21 protein-coding genes, 1 pseudogene and 1 riboswitch are annotated in these 18,689 nt (G+C 53.6%); of the genes and pseudogenes, 6 read left to right on the top strand and 16 right to left on the bottom strand.

All coding sequences use genetic code 11. From position 1 onward, the window contains the following. Positions 1 to 83 precede the first annotated feature (83 nt). The 3 genes from IRJ17_RS14270 (at position 84) to IRJ17_RS14260 (ending at position 3,408) form a co-directional block, all read left to right on the top strand. On the top strand, positions 84 to 1,391 hold the full coding sequence (locus IRJ17_RS14270) for a helix-turn-helix transcriptional regulator (RefSeq protein ID WP_242775145.1): 1,308 nt from the start codon (positions 84 to 86) through the stop codon (positions 1,389 to 1,391). Beyond that, positions 1,378 to 2,184, top strand: coding sequence for a WYL domain-containing protein (locus tag IRJ17_RS14265; RefSeq protein ID WP_242775143.1), 807 nt, complete (start codon positions 1,378 to 1,380; stop codon positions 2,182 to 2,184). The genes IRJ17_RS14270 and IRJ17_RS14265 overlap by 14 nt, the downstream gene beginning before the upstream one ends. A gap of 102 nt (positions 2,185 to 2,286) precedes the next feature. Further along, a complete protein-coding gene (locus IRJ17_RS14260) occupies positions 2,287 to 3,408 on the top strand; it encodes an N-acetylmuramoyl-L-alanine amidase family protein (RefSeq protein ID WP_242775141.1) in 1,122 nt (373 codons plus the stop codon). Here IRJ17_RS14260 and IRJ17_RS14255 read toward each other — a convergent pair. From IRJ17_RS14255 to IRJ17_RS14210, 10 genes are all read right to left on the bottom strand, one after another. Continuing rightward, positions 3,393 to 3,869, bottom strand: coding sequence for a hypothetical protein (locus tag IRJ17_RS14255; protein ID WP_242775139.1), 477 nt, complete (start codon positions 3,867 to 3,869; stop codon positions 3,393 to 3,395). The genes IRJ17_RS14260 and IRJ17_RS14255 overlap by 16 nt on opposite strands. Positions 3,870 to 4,033: 164 nt before the next feature. Then, entirely contained in the window at positions 4,034 to 4,690 is a 657-nt protein-coding gene (locus tag IRJ17_RS14250; RefSeq protein ID WP_122964909.1) for a YitT family protein, read from the bottom strand. Between the two features lie 276 nt (positions 4,691 to 4,966). Beyond that, positions 4,967 to 5,533 (bottom strand): bifunctional adenosylcobinamide kinase/adenosylcobinamide-phosphate guanylyltransferase, encoded by a 567-nt coding sequence (gene cobU / locus IRJ17_RS14245; protein ID WP_217022960.1) that lies wholly within the window; start codon positions 5,531 to 5,533, stop codon positions 4,967 to 4,969. Between the two features lie 12 nt (positions 5,534 to 5,545). Further along, a complete protein-coding gene (locus tag IRJ17_RS14240) occupies positions 5,546 to 6,322 on the bottom strand; it encodes an ABC transporter ATP-binding protein (RefSeq protein ID WP_173596991.1) in 777 nt (258 codons plus the stop codon). A gap of 5 nt (positions 6,323 to 6,327) precedes the next feature. Continuing rightward, complete coding sequence (locus IRJ17_RS14235) at positions 6,328 to 7,365, bottom strand: FecCD family ABC transporter permease (RefSeq protein ID WP_063229754.1); 1,038 nt, start codon at positions 7,363 to 7,365, stop codon at positions 6,328 to 6,330. A 1-nt stretch (position 7,366) separates the two neighbouring features. Next, positions 7,367 to 8,350 (bottom strand): ABC transporter substrate-binding protein, encoded by a 984-nt coding sequence (locus IRJ17_RS14230; protein WP_173596990.1) that lies wholly within the window; start codon positions 8,348 to 8,350, stop codon positions 7,367 to 7,369. Positions 8,351 to 8,498: 148 nt separating this feature from the next. Continuing rightward, positions 8,499 to 8,640: riboswitch (cobalamin riboswitch) on the bottom strand. 142 nt (positions 8,641 to 8,782) lie between these two features. Continuing rightward, positions 8,783 to 9,730 carry an MBL fold metallo-hydrolase gene (locus IRJ17_RS14225; RefSeq protein ID WP_122964905.1) on the bottom strand — a complete coding sequence of 316 codons (948 nt, stop codon included), beginning with the start codon at positions 9,728 to 9,730 and terminating at the stop codon, positions 8,783 to 8,785. Between the two features lie 98 nt (positions 9,731 to 9,828). Then, the gene (locus IRJ17_RS14220; RefSeq protein ID WP_173596989.1) at positions 9,829 to 10,314 is read right to left on the bottom strand and encodes a YbaK/EbsC family protein; all 486 of its coding nucleotides are present in this window, start codon (positions 10,312 to 10,314) and stop codon (positions 9,829 to 9,831) included. Between the two features lie 59 nt (positions 10,315 to 10,373). Further along, positions 10,374 to 10,931, bottom strand: a complete 558-nt coding sequence (locus IRJ17_RS14215; protein ID WP_173596988.1) for a helix-turn-helix domain-containing protein — start codon at positions 10,929 to 10,931, stop codon at positions 10,374 to 10,376. A 144-nt stretch (positions 10,932 to 11,075) separates the two neighbouring features. Then, complete coding sequence (locus tag IRJ17_RS14210) at positions 11,076 to 11,834, bottom strand: MerR family transcriptional regulator (RefSeq protein WP_122964902.1); 759 nt, start codon at positions 11,832 to 11,834, stop codon at positions 11,076 to 11,078. A 120-nt stretch (positions 11,835 to 11,954) separates the two neighbouring features. On the opposite strand from IRJ17_RS14210, the gene IRJ17_RS14205 reads away from it, so the two are divergent. After that, on the top strand, positions 11,955 to 12,125 hold the full coding sequence (locus IRJ17_RS14205; RefSeq protein ID WP_167470318.1) for a hypothetical protein: 171 nt from the start codon (positions 11,955 to 11,957) through the stop codon (positions 12,123 to 12,125). 58 nt (positions 12,126 to 12,183) lie between these two features. Here the strand turns inward: IRJ17_RS14205 and IRJ17_RS14200 are convergent, their stop codons facing one another. The 5 genes from IRJ17_RS14200 to IRJ17_RS14180 all read right to left on the bottom strand — a co-directional run bounded on the left by IRJ17_RS14200 (position 12,184) and on the right by IRJ17_RS14180 (position 16,531). Beyond that, the gene (locus IRJ17_RS14200) at positions 12,184 to 13,116 is read right to left on the bottom strand and encodes a manganese-dependent inorganic pyrophosphatase (RefSeq protein WP_122964901.1); all 933 of its coding nucleotides are present in this window, start codon (positions 13,114 to 13,116) and stop codon (positions 12,184 to 12,186) included. Positions 13,117 to 13,243: 127 nt separating this feature from the next. Next, on the bottom strand, positions 13,244 to 13,804 hold the full coding sequence (locus IRJ17_RS14195; protein ID WP_122964900.1) for a PepSY domain-containing protein: 561 nt from the start codon (positions 13,802 to 13,804) through the stop codon (positions 13,244 to 13,246). Positions 13,805 to 13,896: 92 nt separating this feature from the next. Next, the gene (locus IRJ17_RS14190; protein WP_242775136.1) at positions 13,897 to 14,466 is read right to left on the bottom strand and encodes a PepSY domain-containing protein; all 570 of its coding nucleotides are present in this window, start codon (positions 14,464 to 14,466) and stop codon (positions 13,897 to 13,899) included. Continuing rightward, positions 14,463 to 15,836 (bottom strand): sensor histidine kinase, encoded by a 1,374-nt coding sequence (locus tag IRJ17_RS14185; protein ID WP_242775133.1) that lies wholly within the window; start codon positions 15,834 to 15,836, stop codon positions 14,463 to 14,465. Before IRJ17_RS14185 ends, IRJ17_RS14190 begins: the two co-directional genes overlap by 4 nt. Before the next feature lie 5 nt (positions 15,837 to 15,841). Further along, the gene (locus tag IRJ17_RS14180) at positions 15,842 to 16,531 is read right to left on the bottom strand and encodes a response regulator transcription factor (RefSeq protein WP_242775130.1); all 690 of its coding nucleotides are present in this window, start codon (positions 16,529 to 16,531) and stop codon (positions 15,842 to 15,844) included. A 346-nt stretch (positions 16,532 to 16,877) separates the two neighbouring features. On the opposite strand from IRJ17_RS14180, the gene IRJ17_RS28160 reads away from it, so the two are divergent. Continuing rightward, on the top strand, positions 16,878 to 17,009 hold the full coding sequence (locus IRJ17_RS28160) for a hypothetical protein (RefSeq protein WP_255679103.1): 132 nt from the start codon (positions 16,878 to 16,880) through the stop codon (positions 17,007 to 17,009). Between the two features lie 108 nt (positions 17,010 to 17,117). After that, positions 17,118 to 17,225, top strand: a pseudogene (locus IRJ17_RS14175) (GrpB family protein); the annotation flags it as partial. Positions 17,226 to 17,462: 237 nt separating this feature from the next. On the opposite strand, the gene IRJ17_RS14170 reads toward IRJ17_RS14175, so the two are convergent. After that, positions 17,463 to 18,644, bottom strand: coding sequence for a M24 family metallopeptidase (locus tag IRJ17_RS14170; RefSeq protein WP_242775127.1), 1,182 nt, complete (start codon positions 18,642 to 18,644; stop codon positions 17,463 to 17,465). Between the last annotated feature and the right edge of the window lie 45 nt (positions 18,645 to 18,689).

Genomic DNA, 18,689 nt, shown 5'->3' with positions numbered 1-18,689 from the left:
TATTACGACTTGACTTTGGCTCTTGCTCTTTCGTAATATGAGGACTAATTTGGAAAAAATGGCACGGATAAGGATGAATGTAAATGGCTAGAGAAGGCTTTGACAAAGAAATGCAGCTGCTCAGGCTGATGTTTTTGACCGCAGGCGCCTACAATCGGCAACAGTTGGCGCAAAGACTGGGCATCTCCGTACACACGCTGGATAAAACGGTGAAAAAGCTCAAGGAAATCCAGTCCACGATCTACCAGTACGTGACGGATGAGGAGAAGAAAGGTTACTACACACAGTTGCGCTACAACCACTTCGCTGTCACCGACAATTTCCTGATGTTTCTCTATCACGCCAAATCGTTGAAAGAGTCGGAAGTGGAGCGGCTTTCCCGCCTCTTGGAGCAACTCAGCCAACAGCCGTGCTCTACCAAAGAGCTGCTGGATTGTTTTCTCTCCACGCCAACTGGCGAAGTTCCGGATGAAAAAACATTGCGGCAAGATTTGAAATACTTGGAAGAACTCGGCGTCATCCAAAAAAGCGGGGAAGCCCGTCCGTTCGTCTATTCCTTCGCGCAAGACCTGTGGAACTGCCTGACAGAAGACGAGCTATTGGACTTGCACGACTTCATCGACATCATGGCAAACACGCAACTGCCTGCTGTGCCCGGCTACTTTTTGCGCCACAAGACACAACGCTTCCTGGACAGACGCCTGCAACGCGAGGATTGGCAAGCCTTTTTGTTCAAATATCACTTCGTTTCCCGCATTCTTGACGAGCAGCAGGCGCTGATTCTCGCCGCTGCGATCACCAGGCAGCAAATGGTTGAATTTTGCTATTTCACGCCCAAGCGCAGCAAATTTTACGATTCGCAAAATACGAATCCGGCCTTCCAGCGCGATTCGTCAGGAAAGCCGCAAAACGTGTATCCGTTGCGGGTCATTTTTGACCATCAGTACGGGCGCTGGTATTTGCTCGCGCAGGAACGCGAAAATGGCCCGCTGAAAAAATACCGCGTGGAAGGAATGACCCAGCTCGCTCTCGGGAAACAAGCCCATCCTGACGCTTTTGCCCGCATGCAGGAGCGCGTAGACAAGCAAATCCAGACGAGTTGGCTCATCGACACAGGAGATCCCGTGACGATCAGGCTGCGCTTCTTCCACCCCAAGCACACGCCGCATTCTTTCATCAAGGAAAGAGTCGAGGCGCAAGGTCAGTGGGGCAGCATCACAGAAGAAACCAGGGACAGCTTCGTGTACGAGATCACAGTCAACGGCACGCAGGAGATCACGCCTTGGATTCGCAGCTTCGGTTCCAGCTGCGAGGTGCTTGCACCAGCTTTTTTGCGCAGGCAGTTTCAAAAAGAATGGGAGGAGCTGCTCGCTTACTATGAATCTGTTTGATAAAATACACAACTACCAGCTTGTTGCGCGGCTGGACGAAGCGGGTCTGTATCCGGTGACGTCGCACGAGAAAGCATGGCTTGCCATGATGCTTGCCCACCCGGCCGCCGCCCACTTTTTTGCAGCCGATACTTTGCAAAAGCTCCAGCAACTGACCGCCACGCACGAACGATCAGCCGATCAAGCATCGTTTGTGGAAAAAGCGGGCGCGTCTACCAAGCAAGTCTGGCACCCGCTCATCCGCAAGCTGCGCCGCATCATTCTCGACAAAAATCACATTTTGGTTCATAGCGCTACCCGAAAAGGCCCGGCTTTCCGCAAGCAGCGCGGCGTCCCGTACAAGCTGGAGTATTCCCTGGTCAAAAAAGACTGGTATCTGATCTGGTTGACAGTCGATTCCAATCAACTGCTTACCACGCCACTCTCGCTCATCCAGTCCATCAAGGAAATCTACATCGAGGACGAGTGGTACGACAGCTTTTTGCCTGTCATTGCCGGAAAACTGGCGGCGCGCAAAAAATCGGCGAAAATCTTGGTCGTGCGCCGCTACAATAACGAGCTGCAACGCATCTTGTACGCCTTTTCCTGCTTTGACAAAGACGTCGCCTACGACCCGGACACACATGAATACACGATCACCTTGCGCTTTTTGCAGGACGAGCAAGAATTTATTTTGTCCCGGCTGCGCTTTCTCGGCTTGCGGGTCAAAGTGGTCGAGAACGATCAGCTGAAAAAGCGCATGGCTGAGTCAGCCGCGAACGCTTTGGCGCGATACGTTCCTCCCCTCCACTAATTTCCTAAGCAAAATCAGGAAAAAATGCCCTACTGGCAGGCTGCTTTTCCCTTTATCATTGTCCAAAGAGCAACTGACAATCGATGACCAGAGGTAGACATCATGAAACGAACAAGCAAAACAGCGTCCCTGCTCGGCGCGCTGACCGTATGTTTCGCTGTGGCCGCTTTCACGGAGCCGGCACAAGCAGCGCAAGCGCAAGCCAAAGTCGTTGCGACCTCCCTGAACGTCCGCAGCGAACCGGCTTTGCAGTCGTCCGTCGTTGCGACGCTGAAGTACGGTACATCCGTGACCATCTCGGACGAATCGCATGGCTGGGTGAAAATCAACTACCAGGGCACGAGCGGCTGGGTTGCCGGCTATTACTTGCAAAAAGGCGCGGCTGGCACCGCCTCCTCCCCTGCGAAAAGCTCAGGCACATCCGTGCAAGCCCCAGCAGCTTCTGGCAGCAAAAAAACAGGCTTCGTGACAGCCGATGCGCTGCGCATGCGCAAAGGTCCCGGACTTACGCATGACATTTTGCATGTACTGTCTGCAGGCACTCAGATAGAGATCGTCAACAAGCAAGCAGACTGGCTCCAGGCCAGAACCGCCGATGGCATAACAGGCTGGGTATCGTCGAGTTACATCCTGGAAGGGAAAAGCAGTCCAACCACAGGCAAAACCAACAAATCAGGCGGACTGCGGGGAAAAGTCATCGTCCTTGATCCGGGGCACGGCGGAAGCGATGTGGGAACGCTCGGAACGAAGTGGAACACCGAAGAGAAGATACTGAACCAGAAAACAACGGCGCTGTTGGCGAGCAAGCTGCGTCAGCGGGGGGCGCAGGTCATTTTGACGCGGACGAGCGATTCGGAAAAGCCTTCGCTCTCGCAGCGGGTGGCGATCAGCGAGGCGCGGGGAGCAGATGCCTTCGTCAGCATCCACTACAATTCTTCCACCAAGCCAAACAGCGGCACCTTGACCTTTTTTTATGCGCAAAACAAAGACTATGACCTCGCCCGCAGCATCGAATCGCGCCTGGCAAGCGGCATAGGCTTGAAAAGCAACGGCATCTCCTACGGCGACTACCACGTTCTGCGGGAAAACGACAGGCCGTCCGTGCTCGTGGAGCTGGGCTTTTTATCGAATCCGAAAGACGAAGCGCTCGTTCGCACGTCCTCCTATCAGGAAAAAGCCGCGCAAGCCATCACAGATGGACTCGCCGACTACTTCGGAGGTTGAGCATAAGGCTGTATGTTGTAGGAGAACAGCTTCCGCTCGAATTTGCCTTTGGCGCCGACCAACTGGTACCACGTTTCCCCGATCAACAGATCCGTGGCGAAATCTTTTTCCAGAAGCTGCGTGATCCGGTTGATGACTGCCTGTTCCTGATCGGCAGTGGACTTGCAAGATAACGCCAGCACAAAATACGGCTGGTCGTCCTCCATCTCCAGCATCTGCAAAAATGCCGTGCCGTCGTGCTTGAGGTTAAACGCATCGATGACACGAGCCAAGCCTTGCCGCGGCTGAACCTTGAACTTCCCGGCTTCCTTCCAGCACGTAATCAGCGAATCGTACAAGGAAAACGTCAGGATGAAATGGCGGCTGTAATCGCTTGGATCAAACGCTTTTGGCCCCGCTCCCTTTTCTTTTGCCGGGATGACCACGAACGCTTTGTAGTTGCCAAAAAAACGATCGCTCATTGCTCCCCCGTCCTTTCCGTCAAAACTCTCGTAAGGGTTAGTATCCACTACTTCGCCATATAGTTATGTACGTAGAAATGGCAAAAGGCCAAGTCGACAGCTAACCCGACTTGGCCTTTTGCGCGCATGTGTATAGGCATGTTTTTCAACTGGATTACTCATTTTCATTGGTGCGTCACAGAGACGTTGCCATGAGCGTGCGCCTCTTCCTCTACGGCGATTCCTGTTCCGGATTTGACCGTCCAGGTAATCACTTGGCTGGAAATGACTACAGCTAAAATGGTGTACAGCATCTCTTTCATCGGCACATACCAGAACGACAGGCACAAAACCATCACGTCCAGCAACAAGAAAATCGTACCGATGGACAATCCCGTATACTTGCTGAGCAACAGGGACAAAATGTCGTCGCCGCCCGTCGCTGCTCCGTAGCGCAAAACCAGTCCCGTGCCGAGTCCGGTCAATACGCCTGACAGTACAGAAGCCAGGGGCATCATTCTGCTCATGTCCATGACAATCGGGGAATACTGCTCAAACAGCTCGTAAAACCCGGTAAAAGCCAAAGAGGCAAAAATCGTATCCCAGATGAATTGTCGCCCTCTCACTAACCAGGCAACCAAAAACAGCGGGATATCCAACAGCAGCACCATTAACGCTGGCGACAGGTCAAAGACGTATTTGGCCAACAGGCCCAAACCAACAAAGCCACCTTCAGACAAATGGTTCTGAAAGTTAATGTGATAATACGCAAATGCCAGCAAACAAGCTCCAAACAAAATCATACCGTAACGTTGAACAAATTGCAGCGCTCTCCTCATCATCGATTCCTCGCATTTTTGTCGGTTTTGGCACAGACGACCAACCGACTACGGAGGAACATCGCAAGTATAAGTCGCTACTCATACAAAGGGCCTCGCTTTCGTAGTAGATTGGTCGTCCAAGTGACGATCGACTACTACGAAGCTAGATGTAGGAGAGGTCAAAACGTTTCCAGATCGTCCTATGGGGACGCATGGTATCCTGATCCCTTCCATTGCTTTTCTTATATTATAGCATAAAAAAGGGAAAAAGACGACTCGAACCGTCTTTTCCCCTGCTTAAAAGCGAAACGCCTTGCTTTTGATCTCCAGCGGAATGCCTGCCGTGAGCAGGAAAACCTGATCGGCTGCCGCCGCCATGCGCTGGTTCATCAGGCCCGCCAAATCGCGGAACATGCGTCCCAGCGGATATTCCGGAACCAGTCCGTCTCCGACTTCATTCGTAACGAACAAAATCGTTCCGGGAAAATGTTGCAGCGCTGCAATCAGCTCATCTACCTGTGCAAGCGTGCGTTCCACTGCCTGCTCCTGTTCGTGGCGGATCAGCCAGTTGGACAGCCAGACGATCAGGCAATCAACCAGCACGACTGCCTGATTTTGCTTGAACTCGTCTCGCTGCTGCAACGAGCGAATCACGTCAGCGAGTGCATAAGGCTCCTCGACTGTCTCCCACAGAAAGCCGCTTTGCTGTCTTCGCGCGCGATGCCTTGCGATCCGCTCGCGCATCTCCTCGTCAAAAGCTTGCGCGGTGGCGATATAGACGCCTGCTTTTCCCAGATGAGCCGCATATTTTTCCGCAAACGTGCTCTTGCCGCTGCGCGCACCGCCTGTCACAAGTACGATCATTCCAACGTCTCCTTACGCCCGGGATTGCAGCATGATTTGCGGCAAATGATGGACAGGGTGCTCCATGACGATCGGTCTTGTCCCGTACACCGCTTCAATCTTGTCCGTTTGCAGCATGTCTTGCGGCGTTCCTACCCCAATCTGCACTCCTTTGTGCAGCATCAGGATGCGGTCGCAGTAGAGCGACGCCAGATTCAAGTCGTGCAGAACTGCCACGACGGTCACTTGCGTCGTCTTTTGCCACTTGCGGACAATATCCATCAGTTGAATCTGGTAACCGATATCGAGGTACGTAGTCGGTTCGTCCAGCAGCAGCAGTTGCGGTTTTTGCACGAGCGCCTTGCCCAAAGCCACGCGCTGCTTCTCCCCGCCGCTCAGCTGATCCAGCGTGCGCTCCGCCAGCGGCACAAGCCCCAGCAGCTGCATGATTTCCTCGATCAGCGGCGTGACGTCATCCTTTTCCTCACCGAGCCAGTTTTGATAAGGGAAGCGTCCCATCTCCAGCACTTCGCGGACACGGAAACCGACAGGAGGCAGCCCTTCCTGTTCCAGTACGGCGAGAACACGAGCCAGCTCTTTGCGCGTATAGCGGGCAAGCGGCTTGTCAGCGAGCGTAATCTCTCCCGCATCAGGGGCAATGACGCTGGAGATCATTTTCAGCAGCGTCGATTTGCCGCTGCCATTCGGACCGATGATGCCGAAAAACTCGCCCCGCTTCACGTCAAAATCGATTTCTGTTAAAACCGATACATCCTGGTAAGCTTTTTGCAAACCTCGTACGTGGATCATCGTAGCTACCTCCTTCCGGTTCGTTTGTTTTGCTTCAACAAATAGGCGAAAAACGGCGCTCCCAAAAACGCGGTCACGACGCCGAGCGGGATTTCCGTAGGAACGAGCAGCATCCGCGCCAGCGTATCCGCCCACAGGACGTAGATGCCGCCGCCAATCGCCGACATCGGCAGCAGGATGCGATGATCCGGCCCGACCAGCATCCGCACCAGATGCGGTACGACGAGGCCAACGAAGCCGATGATCCCTGAGATCGAAACCGCTGCCGCCGTCAACAAAGTCGATACGAGCAAAATAATGAGCTTCGTCTTGTCGACATTGACGCCCAGATGCGCCGCCTGACGCTCACCCAGGGCAAACAGGTTCAAGGAGCGGGCATAGCCAACCAGCACGATTACGCCGATCAGCACATACGGAATCAGCACATACGTAAAAGCCCAGCCGCGAAACGACAAGCTGCCCATCAGCCAAAAGACGATTTCGTTCACCGTCTGGTTCGACAAGGACACCATAAAAGAGACGAGCGAACCGAGAAACGCCTGAATGACGACCCCGGATAAAATGAGCGTCTCTGTTTGCAGCTTGCCCTGCGTCTTCGCCAGCGACAGTACAATCCACAGACTGCACAGCCCCGTCAAAAAGGCGACCACAGGCGTGCTCCATTCCCCGAGAAAAGCGAATTGCAAGCCAAACAGGATCAGAAAAGCGGCACCGACAGCAGCTCCGGATGCCACTCCCATCGTAAACGGGTCTGCGAGCGGATTGCGCAGCACCCCTTGAAATCCGGCGCCCGCAAGCGACAGGCAAGCCCCTACCAGAATCGCCAGGATGACGCGGGGAAAGCGCACTTTCATCACGATTTGCTCGGACGAATCCGGCCATGTCACGGCAACCAAGTCCGACATGCCGGGGAGCTGATGCAACAAGATCAGCCATACTTGCGAAAGCGGAAGCGATGCCGCTCCCATCGAAATGCTGACTACCGCCGATGCCAGCAGAATCAGACTGCTGGCTCCTCCCCATAAAAGCAACTGCTTCTTCATTTTATTTCACCAGATCAGGGTAAATCGCTTTGGCTACCTCGATCAAACCTTGGGTAATCCGCGGTCCCGGGCGCGAAAGCAAATTTTGCTCCATCCCGAAAATCTGCTTGTCGCGGATCGCCTTCATCTTGTCCCAACCGTTGCGGTTCGCAATGATGTCCTCCAGCTTTTTCCCTGTCTTGTCGTCCGTAATGCCTTTTGCATACAAAATGACGTCAGGATCGCTTTTTAAAATCTTTTCTTCGCTGATCGGGTTCCACCCTTGGGTATCAGCGGCAATGTTTGTCGCGCCTGCCAGTGAGATCAGCTCATCCAGAAATTCCCCTTTGCCTACCGTCCAGCCCGGCGAAAATTCCAGGTACACTTTTTTCTTGTCTTCCGGCTTCACCGCTTTGACCGCTTCCTGCACGCGCGCGATGTCCTGCTTCATGCTTGCGACTACTTTTTCCGCCTGCTCCTGTCTGTTTGTAATGACACCCATCGCCAAAATGTTGTCAAATATCTCATCCATTTTTTGCGGGTGAGTCACGTAAACAGGCATGCCTAACGTTTTCAGCTTCGCAGCGACAGGCTCATCCATCGAGATTCCGCCGATGACCAGATCAGGCGACTGGGCGAGAATCGCCTCTTCGCTCGGCTTGACGACACCGCCCACTTTCGGCTTCGTGGCAGCTTCTGCCGGATAATCGTCGTAGTCGGACACCCCGACGATCCGGTCGTTCAGGCCGAGTGCGAACAAAATCTCCGTTTCACCTGGAGAGGTGGAGACAATCCGCTGCGGCTCTTTTTGCAAGGTCACTTCTTTTCCCGTCGAATCTTTGACCGTCAGCGGGTAGACAGTGGCTTTGGCCGTTGTTTCCTGTGGTGTTGTCTGTGGCGCCTCTGTCTTTGGAGCAGGGGCTGTTTGCGTGTTGCCATTGCCTGTGCAGCCGACCAAGCTTGCAGCAATGACCAGGGGCATGAGCAGTTTCCACGAACGTTTCATATGTATAACTTCCTTTCTGGGCAACTGGTTGATTCTTAGCATAGAAAAACCCCTTCGCTTCCAGCGGGAAACAAAAGGGTCGACTTGCCAGGACGATCTGGTCACGCCAAAAAGTCCTGAACGGGCCGAACCTTTCCGCGAAGGCGCAGGCACATCATGCAAACAGGCAGGTCTCCTGGCTTGCGGCTTGCGACAGCCGCTTTACAGTGGCGGGACCGCGCCGGATTTGCACCGGCTTCCCTTTTCACCTCGCCCATGACAGACGAGGCACCTGCTTGCTGTATTCAGTTGTTTGTACCTGCAAGCTAAGACTCACCCACCATCATAGCATTCCTTGGCCAAAAAAAGAATGCGTCATTTTGCAGCAAAACGCAGGTCCAGGCTACCCGTCAACCTGCAGCAGCCACTAGCCTTTTGCCTAACCGACGAAAATTACTGCTTGCGCTTGTGCAAGTAATCGATAATTCCCATCGCGCACACCTGCAAATCCAGTCGCAGGACGTTCATCACTTCATGCTGCTCGGCAATGCCGCGCGCTTGCAGATGCTGGCTGACAAGAGCGAACAGCCTGTCCCCCAATTGCTCCGTGCCAAGCCCGGCGGAAACGGCCGCCTCGCCTTCTGCCACGAATACGGGAAGCCACTCTGCCACTTGCCGATAGACGTCCTCCACTTCTTCCGTCATGCCAAAATGCCCGAAGTAGATACGCTGGAGTTCGCGCTTGCGAAAACGCTCGATAGACGCAAGCATCGCCTGCGGATCGAACTGGTTTGGAGACGTGGACGGCAAAACGAAATGCAATCCGTCTTTTTGGAGTTGCGGATAAAAAACGCCCGCTGTATCACCTGTGAACATGCCGCGGCTAACCGGATCGTAAATGCTGAAATGATGGTTCGCATGGCCGGGCGAATCCAAAAATTCAAGGACACAGTTCGGCCCGATCGGCAAGGTGTCTCCGTCTTTTCGCACCAAGATTCGCTCCTCGGGAATCGCCACAATCGGATCGAACAGGCGGTTGAAATCGTCCTGGTAAACGGCTTTCGCTCCCGCAATCAAGCGACTCGGGTCCACCAGATGGCGCGCTCCTTTTGGATGCACCACGATTTTGGCCTGCGGGCATTCGCGCAAAAACAAGCCTGCCCCACCCGCGTGATCCAGATGAATGTGCGTCACGATGATGTATTTGACTTGCTCCGGCGAAAAGCCGAGCTTGTGCAATCCTGCCACAATGTACGGTACGGACGGGCTTGGCCCTGTCTCGACAAGCGTCAATTGTTCCTCTGCTATTACATACGTTCCCGTCCGCTCCGCCCAGCCCATGTCAAAGCCGTCAATCAGATGGATGCGGTGCCCCAAGGAAATCGGTTCAGTAGGTTGCATCGATTTTTCTCCCCCTGCCAACTTGATATCGTGTGAATATTTCCACTTTACCATTGATCGTGCCCGGATTCGAGAGGGCTTTGCCGTTTCTTGGCTGGTTACGGGCGGGAAGCGATGCGCGCTACTTCGCCATTCGTCATTTGTACCAGTTGCTTTGGCGTCAGCGAAAAAACAGCGTTCGGATGCCCGGCAGCCGCCCAGATGACTTCGAAGCGAAGCAAATCCTCATCAATCCACGTCTCAATCGGTTCCAGATGTCCGACGGGCGAGACACCGCCGATGACAAATCCGGTTTTTTCGCGCACAAAATCGGCATCTGCTTTTCCCGGCTTCTCCTGCATCCATTGCGCGAGCAGCTTTTCGTCAATCCGGTTTGTGCCGCTTGCCACGACCAGAACAGGCTTGTCCGTCGTCTTCCGGCGAAAAATGATCGACTTGGCAATTTGCGCGACCTCGCATCCGATCGCTTGCGCTGCCTCCGCAGCTGTGCGGGTGCTGTCCGGCAGTTCGACCACCTGATTGTCATACCCCAATTGTTGCAATCTCGCTTGCACTTTCTGCGCGCTTTCTTTTAATCGCTGCATTAGTTTTGCTCCTTTCCTTTTACACGTTTTCGTTAAATGAACGACAGGTATGGTTATAGCTAAGGCTCTGCGTAATACATCACGACCTGAATGACGGCTTGCTTTTCGCCTTCATTGCTGTACTGATGGGGAACGTTTCCGGCAAAACGGATGCCGTCACCTTCCGACATGCGAAACAGCTCGTCCTTGATTTTCAGGCAAAACTCGCCCGCGCTGACGGTAATGTACTCGTAGACGCCTTCATTGTGTGGAGCCGACGAGTAGCTTGCCCCCGGGTCAAGCTCGATGCGAAACATTTCCAGCTTGGTCATCGGATCAAAAGGAAACTGCAAATACGCCCGGCACAAGCCGTTGTCTTCGATGATGGGCGACACGTCTGCGATTGACACAAAAGAAACGGCACTGTCCGGCGCCTTCAACAGCGATGAGAACGACACTTGCAGACCTGTTGCCATTTTCCACAAGGTCGTCACCGTCGGCTGGGAATCGCCGCGCTCAATCTGGTGCAACATGCCTTTGCTTACGCCTGTCAGCTCCGCTACTTTATCGAGGCTCAAGCCCCGCTTTTTGCGAATCGTCTCCAAGTTTGCTCCAATGATCGTCTGTATTGATTCCACCAGAGTGCTCCTCTCTTTGCATTTTGTATCAGATAATGAACAATTATATAACATAACAAACACAAAGAAAAATAGCGCCCAAACAAAAAACTCCCCCGAACCGCCAAAAGCATGCGCGGTTCAGGGGAAGTTTTTCGCTAGTCATTAGGCTTGTGTGTAAATGACGACAGCGTCGCGCAGGAATGCTGCCAGGCCAGGCTGCTCCTTGTCGTAGTAAGCCGTAAATCTCGGATCATCGACATACATCTGAGCCACGCCTGCGTGCGCCTCCTTGCTGTAGCTGTCCCAGTAAAAGCTGAGCCACTGGCGATGCAAATCGGCTGCCTGCTGGGCCAGCTCGCTGCCCGGATCGCCGCTGGCAAACGCTTGCTTCAGCGTCGCGTGCAGCTTTTCGTTCAATTGCTCGACTTGCGCATACTCTTCCTCGCTCATCTCTTTGATTTTCCGATTGGCACGCTCTACTCGCTCGTCGCCGTACTTGGCCCGGATTTCTTCGCCGTACTGCTGCTCGTTGTCGTGAATCAACTGCTGTTTGAAGCCTTCGAATTTCTGTTTGTCTGTCATTGTTTTCGTCCCCTCTCGCTGCGCCAAAGTCAGATCGACATTCGCAATCAGCCGATCCAGCTGCGCCCGTTTTTCCAACAGCTTCTCCCGGTGCTCCCGCAGTGCCCGCTCCGCATCAAAGGTGGGAGAACTCATGATTTCCTTGATCTCCTCCAGGCTGACACCAAGCTCGCGGTAAAACAAAATTTGCTGCAACCGATCCACTTCTGCCTGCCCGTAAATACGATACCCGGATGAATTGATTCTCGCCGGCTTGAGAAGGTCAATCTCATCGTAGTAACGCAATGTCCGGGTGCTGACACCTGCCAGGAGACCCAGCTTTTGCACGGTATATTCCATCTTGTATCCCTCCTGACAAATTCATCGTACACATTTACGCACCGGCAAAGTCAACAGTAGTAGCAGCAGGAAAATAATGTTATTGTAAAAGCAAGCCATTGTGAAAAGGGGGAATGTCTTTTGCTCTATTTTCTCATCGCAGTAGCAGCCACCTTCCTCGCGGCCTTCTTTTTTACAGGGTCTGTCAGCTTGCGGGCCAGAGACAAGCACGCCGTCCACCACTACAGCGACGACGCCTATGCTCACCAGACGATGCATCATTTGCAACAACACAACAACAATCCGTTTTGAATGCATGAAAAAAGCTGCCCAGACCAATGTGTCCGGGCAGCTTGCTTTTTTCTAACAATTACAGAGCTTGAAACGTATCTGTCAGTACAGGAACGATTTGCTTCTTGCGGGATACAACGCCTTTGAGCACCGCTTTGTTGTCTGCGAGCGTAACGTTGTACGCTTTTTCTACTGCCTCGGTTGCTTTGCCGAGCGCCAGCGCAACGGAATCGTTGTTCAAGATGTCTGTCACCACGAAGACGAACAGGTCCAGACCTTTTTCCGCAATGATCGCGGAGATCGCTGCTTCCAGCTCGCTTTGGCGGGCCAGTACATCGTTGACGTCCACGGCGTTTACTTGGGCGATTTCCACTTTCGCGCTACCCATTTGAAATTCTTTTGCATCCAAAGAGAGCAGTTGAGCGATTGTTTTGTCGCTCAGGTCAGCGCCTGCTTTCAGCATTTCCAGGCCGTATGCTTGCAAGTCCACGCCTGCGATCTCAGCCAGTTCGTGAGCTGCCGCAACATCTTGCGCGGTGCAGGTAGGGGATTTCAGCAGCAACGTGTCGGAAATGATCGCAGACAGCATCAGGCCCGCGATTTCTTTCGGGATGTCCACGCCGTTTTCCTTGTACATTTTTTTCAAAATCGTAGTCGTGCAACCGACAGGCTCTGCACGGAAGTACAGCGGGTTGCTCGTTTCGAAGTTCGCAATGCGATGATGGTCAATTACCTCGACTACTTGCACCTGCTCGATGTCGTTTGCGCTTTGTTGACGTTCATTGTGGTCGACGAGAATGACTTCGTTGACTTCATTTCCTACTGTTTCCACGAGACGCGGCTCTTTTACCTGGAAGTAGTTCAAGACGAACGCTGTCTCGCTGCTGATGACACCGAGGCGAACCGGCTCTACATTGTCGCCGAGCTTGGTTTTCAGATCAGCGTAAACGAGCGCCGAGCAAATGGAATCCGTATCTGGATTTTTATGACCGAAGATTAGCTTTTTTTCCATCATCCATACTCCTTAGTCGTATATTGGCGTCAAAATTATACCATGGAATAGCGGATATTCCCAAGGAAAATTCCAGAAGCCGACCTTTGTTTGCAAACAAAGATCGGCTTCCGGCGCCGCAACAAACTTAGTCGTCCCACTCCATGCTCAATATGTCGCCTGTGGTGGCCGATATTTCCAGCTCCGCTTCCTGGCGGTTAGAGGTACGGACTTCCACCTCGTACACGTACTGTCCATCGTCTTCATCCAGCTTGATTTTCTTGATGCTTCCGTTCACTTTGGACAAGGCGATCTTTTGAGCTGTCTCTGCGGTGATCTTCACCATCTGCTGCTTGCGGGCCGGATCATGCTCGCGCCACGCCTGCCCGGTTACGGCATCGACGTACACATCGGTCTCCTTCCAGTTTTGGACGACTTCCGCTTTGTACACGAGCGCCGTTCCCGCGCGATCCAGCTTCCACTCCTTGATCACTCCGGGTTGGACGCCGAGCGCGATTTTTTGTGCCTGCTCGGAAGTAAGGCGTACTTGCTTCGCCCAGTCTGCCGGGACATCTTCATCTACTTCCAAAAAGACGGGCATAGCCTGCTGATTCGGCTGAGGAACGTGCTGATGCGTCTTCGCCAAGGCTGTGACGCTAAAACTTCCTACGAGCATGATACCTGCTGCTAACATGACGATTTTTTTCATGGAAATTCTCTCCTTTTTCTCTGCTGTCTTCATGCTACAAGACGCAGATGAGCGAACAGAGAGAAGAAGATTAAAATTTGCTGAGAACGGACTTAATCCTCCCACATGATTGACAAAACCTGTCCCGTCAGCGGATCGATGCTTACTTTCACTTCCCGGCTTTCGGCGGTTTTGATCTCTACCTCGTAGACGGTTGCGCCGTTTTTATGCTCTACTTCGATGCTGTCAAACGTCCCGGCCACTTGTTGCAGCGCGATTTGTTTGGCGCGATCGAGTGAGATTCCGCTTTTGGCAAGCTCGTTGTTCGCAGGTGGTGTAGGAGGGGTTTCCTTGCTTTCGTCCACGGGCTGTACGGTCTTGTCCGGGGGTGTCTGCTTTTTCGCCAGAGGGGTAATCCGTATCACCCGTCCCGTCTCGGCGTCCGCGACAACCTGGTACGTTCCCGTTTCATTTTCCACTGTCCCGACATATACCTCTCTGCCTGCCTCCCCGGTCTTCTCCAAAGCGGAAATGACTTTGCCGTAGCGAGCGGATAGAGACTCCTCCACTTCCCGGATCGTGCGCCCTGCTTCCGGCTCTCCTCCAGCAATCCGGGAGAGGGCGAAAACAGCTGCCGCTGCGAAGAGCAGGGCCAAGAGCCACCACACACGTCTTTGTTTCAAGCGTTCTCCCCCGCTTTCTCTTGGGCTGCTCTGGGCAACGTCACCGTAAAACGGCTGCCTGCCCCGACTTCACTCTGGACATCCAGCCTGCCGTTGTGCACATCGACAATGCGCTTGGCAATGGACAGGCCCAGTCCTGTGCCGCCTGTATCTCTTGCCCGCGCTTTGTCCACGCGGTAAAAGCGGTCGAAAATATGGACAAGGTCTTCTTCCGGTATGCCCACTCCCTGGTCAATCACAGACAAGCTCACCGTGTCTCGCTGTTCGGCGATCTCGATTCGAATAGCCTTTTGGCTGTAGGTCAGCGCATTGTCGAGCAAAATTACCAGCAGCTGCTTGAGCCTTGACTCGTCAGCGAGCGCGTAAACCGCTGCGCTTTGCGCCTCGACGCGGATTTCCTGCTCGTAGGTGCGCCTCATCCATTTGCTCGTCTCTTCGCATAGCTCGACCACGTCTACTGCCCGCATATCCAGATTGGCTTCCTCGTCCGGGTTCGCCAGCATCAGCATTTGCCGCGTCAGCTTTTTCATCCGCACCGCTTCGGAATAGATCGCCTCGACAGACTCTTCCAACAGCTCCGGCTTGTTCATCCCCCATCTTTTCAGCATGGTCGCATATCCTTCGATCACCGTGAGCGGGGTCTTCAACTCGTGGGACGCATCGAGGACGAACTGTTGCTGCTTCGTGAAATGCAGCTGGAGAATGTCCATCATTTTGTTGAACGTATCCCCCATCTGGTACAGCTCGTCGTTGGATTTGACGGGCAGCTCCAGCTTTTTGAACTGGCCTTTTTTCTGGATTTCTTCCATCGTGCGAATCAGGGAGCGGATCGGCTCCACGATGAGTTTTGCGAGCATCCGGCCGGCAAGAAACGACGGCAGCAAGACGACGAGCGAAGCGACCAGCAGCACGATGAGCAATGTTTGCATCGTTTCCTGTACGTGCGACAAGCCCGTGGTTACTTCCAGAGACATGACGCTGCCGTCACCCGCAATCATCGGCACCTGGCCGACAGCATGCAGCACGCCAGCCTTTTCCACAACCTGGTACGTTTCTTGCGCACTGTATACAGGTCGCCAGCTGGCATAGTCCACATCTTTCGTCGCTGTCACTACCGGATGCGACTGTTGATTCACGATACGGATCATCTCAATCGGCGCCAAATACGCTTGCAAAAGCTCAGTCGCATCTGCCTGACTGCCTGCTTCATGCAGCCGCTGCGCGATTTTTTCGCTCTGCAGTTGAAGCCGCTCCAATTCCAGCCCGGTCATTTGCTTGTAAAAAAGCCAGTAGATCGAGGTGTTGATAATACACAGCACGAGCACGAGCCACACGGTTGAAAACAGATGAATTTTGCTGCGAATCGTCATCCCTTCTACTCCTTCAGCGAATACCCGATTCCCCGCACCGTCGAGATGAGCGGAGGATGAGCAGGATCGTCCAGCTTTTTGCGCAAATAGCGAATGTACACATCGACGATATTCGTATCGCCGTAGTAGTCATAGCCCCACACTTCGTTCAAAATTTGCTCCCGGCCGAGTACCTGGTTGACATGCCGCACCAGATAGACGAGCAGATCGAACTCTCGCGGCGTCAGCTCCACTGGCGATTCGCCGCGCATGACGAGCCGTTTCTTCTCGTCGACAAACAAATCGCCCACGCGCAGCGGCGCCTCTTCCTCTTCTTTTTTTCGCGCCCCAGCCATGCGCAAGCACGCGCGAATCCGGGCAAGCAGCTCCTCGATGGCAAACGGCTTCGTGATGTAATCATTCGCCCCCAAATCCAGTCCGCTGACTTTGTCGGGCAGCGAATCTCTGGCGGTCACCAAAATGACCGGAGTCAAGGTGTCTGACGTGCGAATCCGCCGCAGCACCTCCATCCCGCTCAGTCGCGGGATCATCACGTCCAAAAGGACCAAATCCCACGCTGCGCTTTTGAAACAGTCCAATCCGGTTGCTCCATCCTCTGCGACCGTTACTTCATATCCTTCGTATTCCAGCTCCAGCTTCAGCAGGCGGGCGATTTTCTTTTCATCTTCAATCAGCAAAATGTTGGCCTGACTCATGCTAACGACTTCCTTTCGCTGCCGCGGGACACGGCATGCCATACGCAATCTGATACCGTAGATTAAACCATAAAAGCCTCGCGCAGTGCGGTTTTTTTCCAGAGATTTTTCGAACATAACGTGCGGGGGATTGCCAGCGAGTGCGAGCTACATACAACACGAGCGCGAAAAGTGGCTTGCCCGCCATGCCCTTTCCCGCCGGAAAATCGCCCAAAATGCGGAAATGGCGACTTTGCCTGCCGTTCTGCGCGAATCGTATAATAGAGCCATCGAGAACAAGAAGGAGAAACGATTTTCGTTGGAATTACCCAATTGGAAAGCCATCTTTTTTTGAACGTACCTGATCGTGACCATGCAAGCGGTCGTCACATCGATGATTACGCTGGAAGTGACCAACCCAGCGCGTGTGCAAGTAGCCGCACCGCTGAACCAAGCGTCCGGATCGGCGCCTAGCGAATGGTCGCCTAATCGGAAATAAACGCGATAAACGAACAAAAAGGCCCGGACCTTTGGCACATCCAGAAAGTCCGGGCCTTTTTCTGTCACGAACGAAAATAACCTCGCCGCCGAAACGAATGAGTCTGTCGTGCGAAAAATCGAAGTACATCCTTATGACCCGCGTTGGGCTGCACAATTTGCCAAGGAGGCCGAACTGCTGCGGAATGTGTTTCAAGACAATCTCGTCACCATCCACCATATCGGCAGCACAGCTGTTCCTGGTCTGAAAGCCAAACCGATTATCGACATGCTGCACCCCGCAGGCTACGTCGAAGGAAAACATGATCTGGCACTGTCCTTGGAACCAAAAGCAATGGCCTCAGAAAGAGCGCAGCCAAGCATAAAAAGAACACCTCGCCCAAAGCAGGAGCGAAGGTGTTCTTTTGTAAATGCCTCTCGTGCATACATGATGCGTTTGCCGAGTGGCTGGCGTCTACACGCAAATCAGCGATGCCAGGTCGCGCGGATAGTACGTCAGCATCTCGATGCCGTCTGCCGTAACAGCCACCGTGTCCGAATGGCGGAATCCGCCCAGGCCGCGCACGTATATTCCCGGCTCTACGGTCAACACCATGCCTGGCTGAATAATCGTATGGTCGCCCAGGTCAAAAAACGGCGCTTCATGACCGAGCAGCCCGATCGCATGTCCTGTATGGTGTGCGGTCAGATGCTGAATATTTTTTTCTTTAAAATAGGCTTGCACAGCTTCTTCCACCTGCGACATCGGGATACCCGGCTTGATGTGTTGAAAAGCGACGTCCTGGGCTTCCAGCATGTATTGAAAATACGTTTCCTGCTCTTTGCTCGCTTCCTGGACAAACATCGTCCGCTCCAGCTCGCTGTGGTAGCCCCACACTTCTCCTGCCGCTCCCGTGACGAGCGTATCGCCTTTTTTCAGAACGAGATTTTGCGTCACGGCGTGCGGGAAGGCCGACATCGCGCCTACCTGTCCGCGGAAAATCGCGTAAGCCGTGTTGCCGTGCGGCTTGTAATCCGGTCCCAGCGTCTCGATCATCGCCATCGTCGCCTCGGAGCTGGCGCGAGTCGTAATCTCGATCTCGCTTAATCCTGGCTTCGAATACTTTTGCAGCAAGCGGTGGGCGAGGTTGCCCCAGCGGCACGATTCCTTGATCAGCTCGATTTCCGCTGGCGATTTGACCACGCGCATTTCTTCCACGACACCGTATATCGACGCAAACGACTCTGCTTCCAAAAACTGACTCACCTTCGGACCGCGATACCCCATCGAAGAGCCGTAACCATCTGCGTCAAACCCTACGCGTTTTCCCGCAAAGCCAGCTTCTACGAGCGCGTCCTTGAAATACTCCATCGGGTGGCGCAGTCCGGGGTATTCCGGATACGAGTGCACCTTGTTGACGCAGGCAAACTCTTCTGCGTGCTCATGCTCCAGGGCAGGAACGAACAGATGGGTTTCCTGATTCGGTGCGATGAAAAAGCCGATCGGCCGCTCTGTCGGGTGGAAATGAAAGCCCGTCAAATAAAAAATATCGGTGACTCCAAACAAGATCGCGCAGTCGAGCTGCTTCTCCTGGACTTTGGCAAAAAACGTTTGCTGGCGCTGCAAAATTTCGGCTTTGGAAATCGCGAGTAACATGAACATCTCCTCTTTTCTCTCAAAATGGTCAGATCGGCAAAATGG

The sequence above is a fragment of the Brevibacillus parabrevis genome, assembly GCF_022701015.1.
GTDB lineage: Bacteria > Bacillota > Bacilli > Brevibacillales > Brevibacillaceae > Brevibacillus > Brevibacillus parabrevis.
Note: the sequence above shows the minus strand (reverse complement) of the source record. Positions and strands in the feature narration are given on the sequence as shown.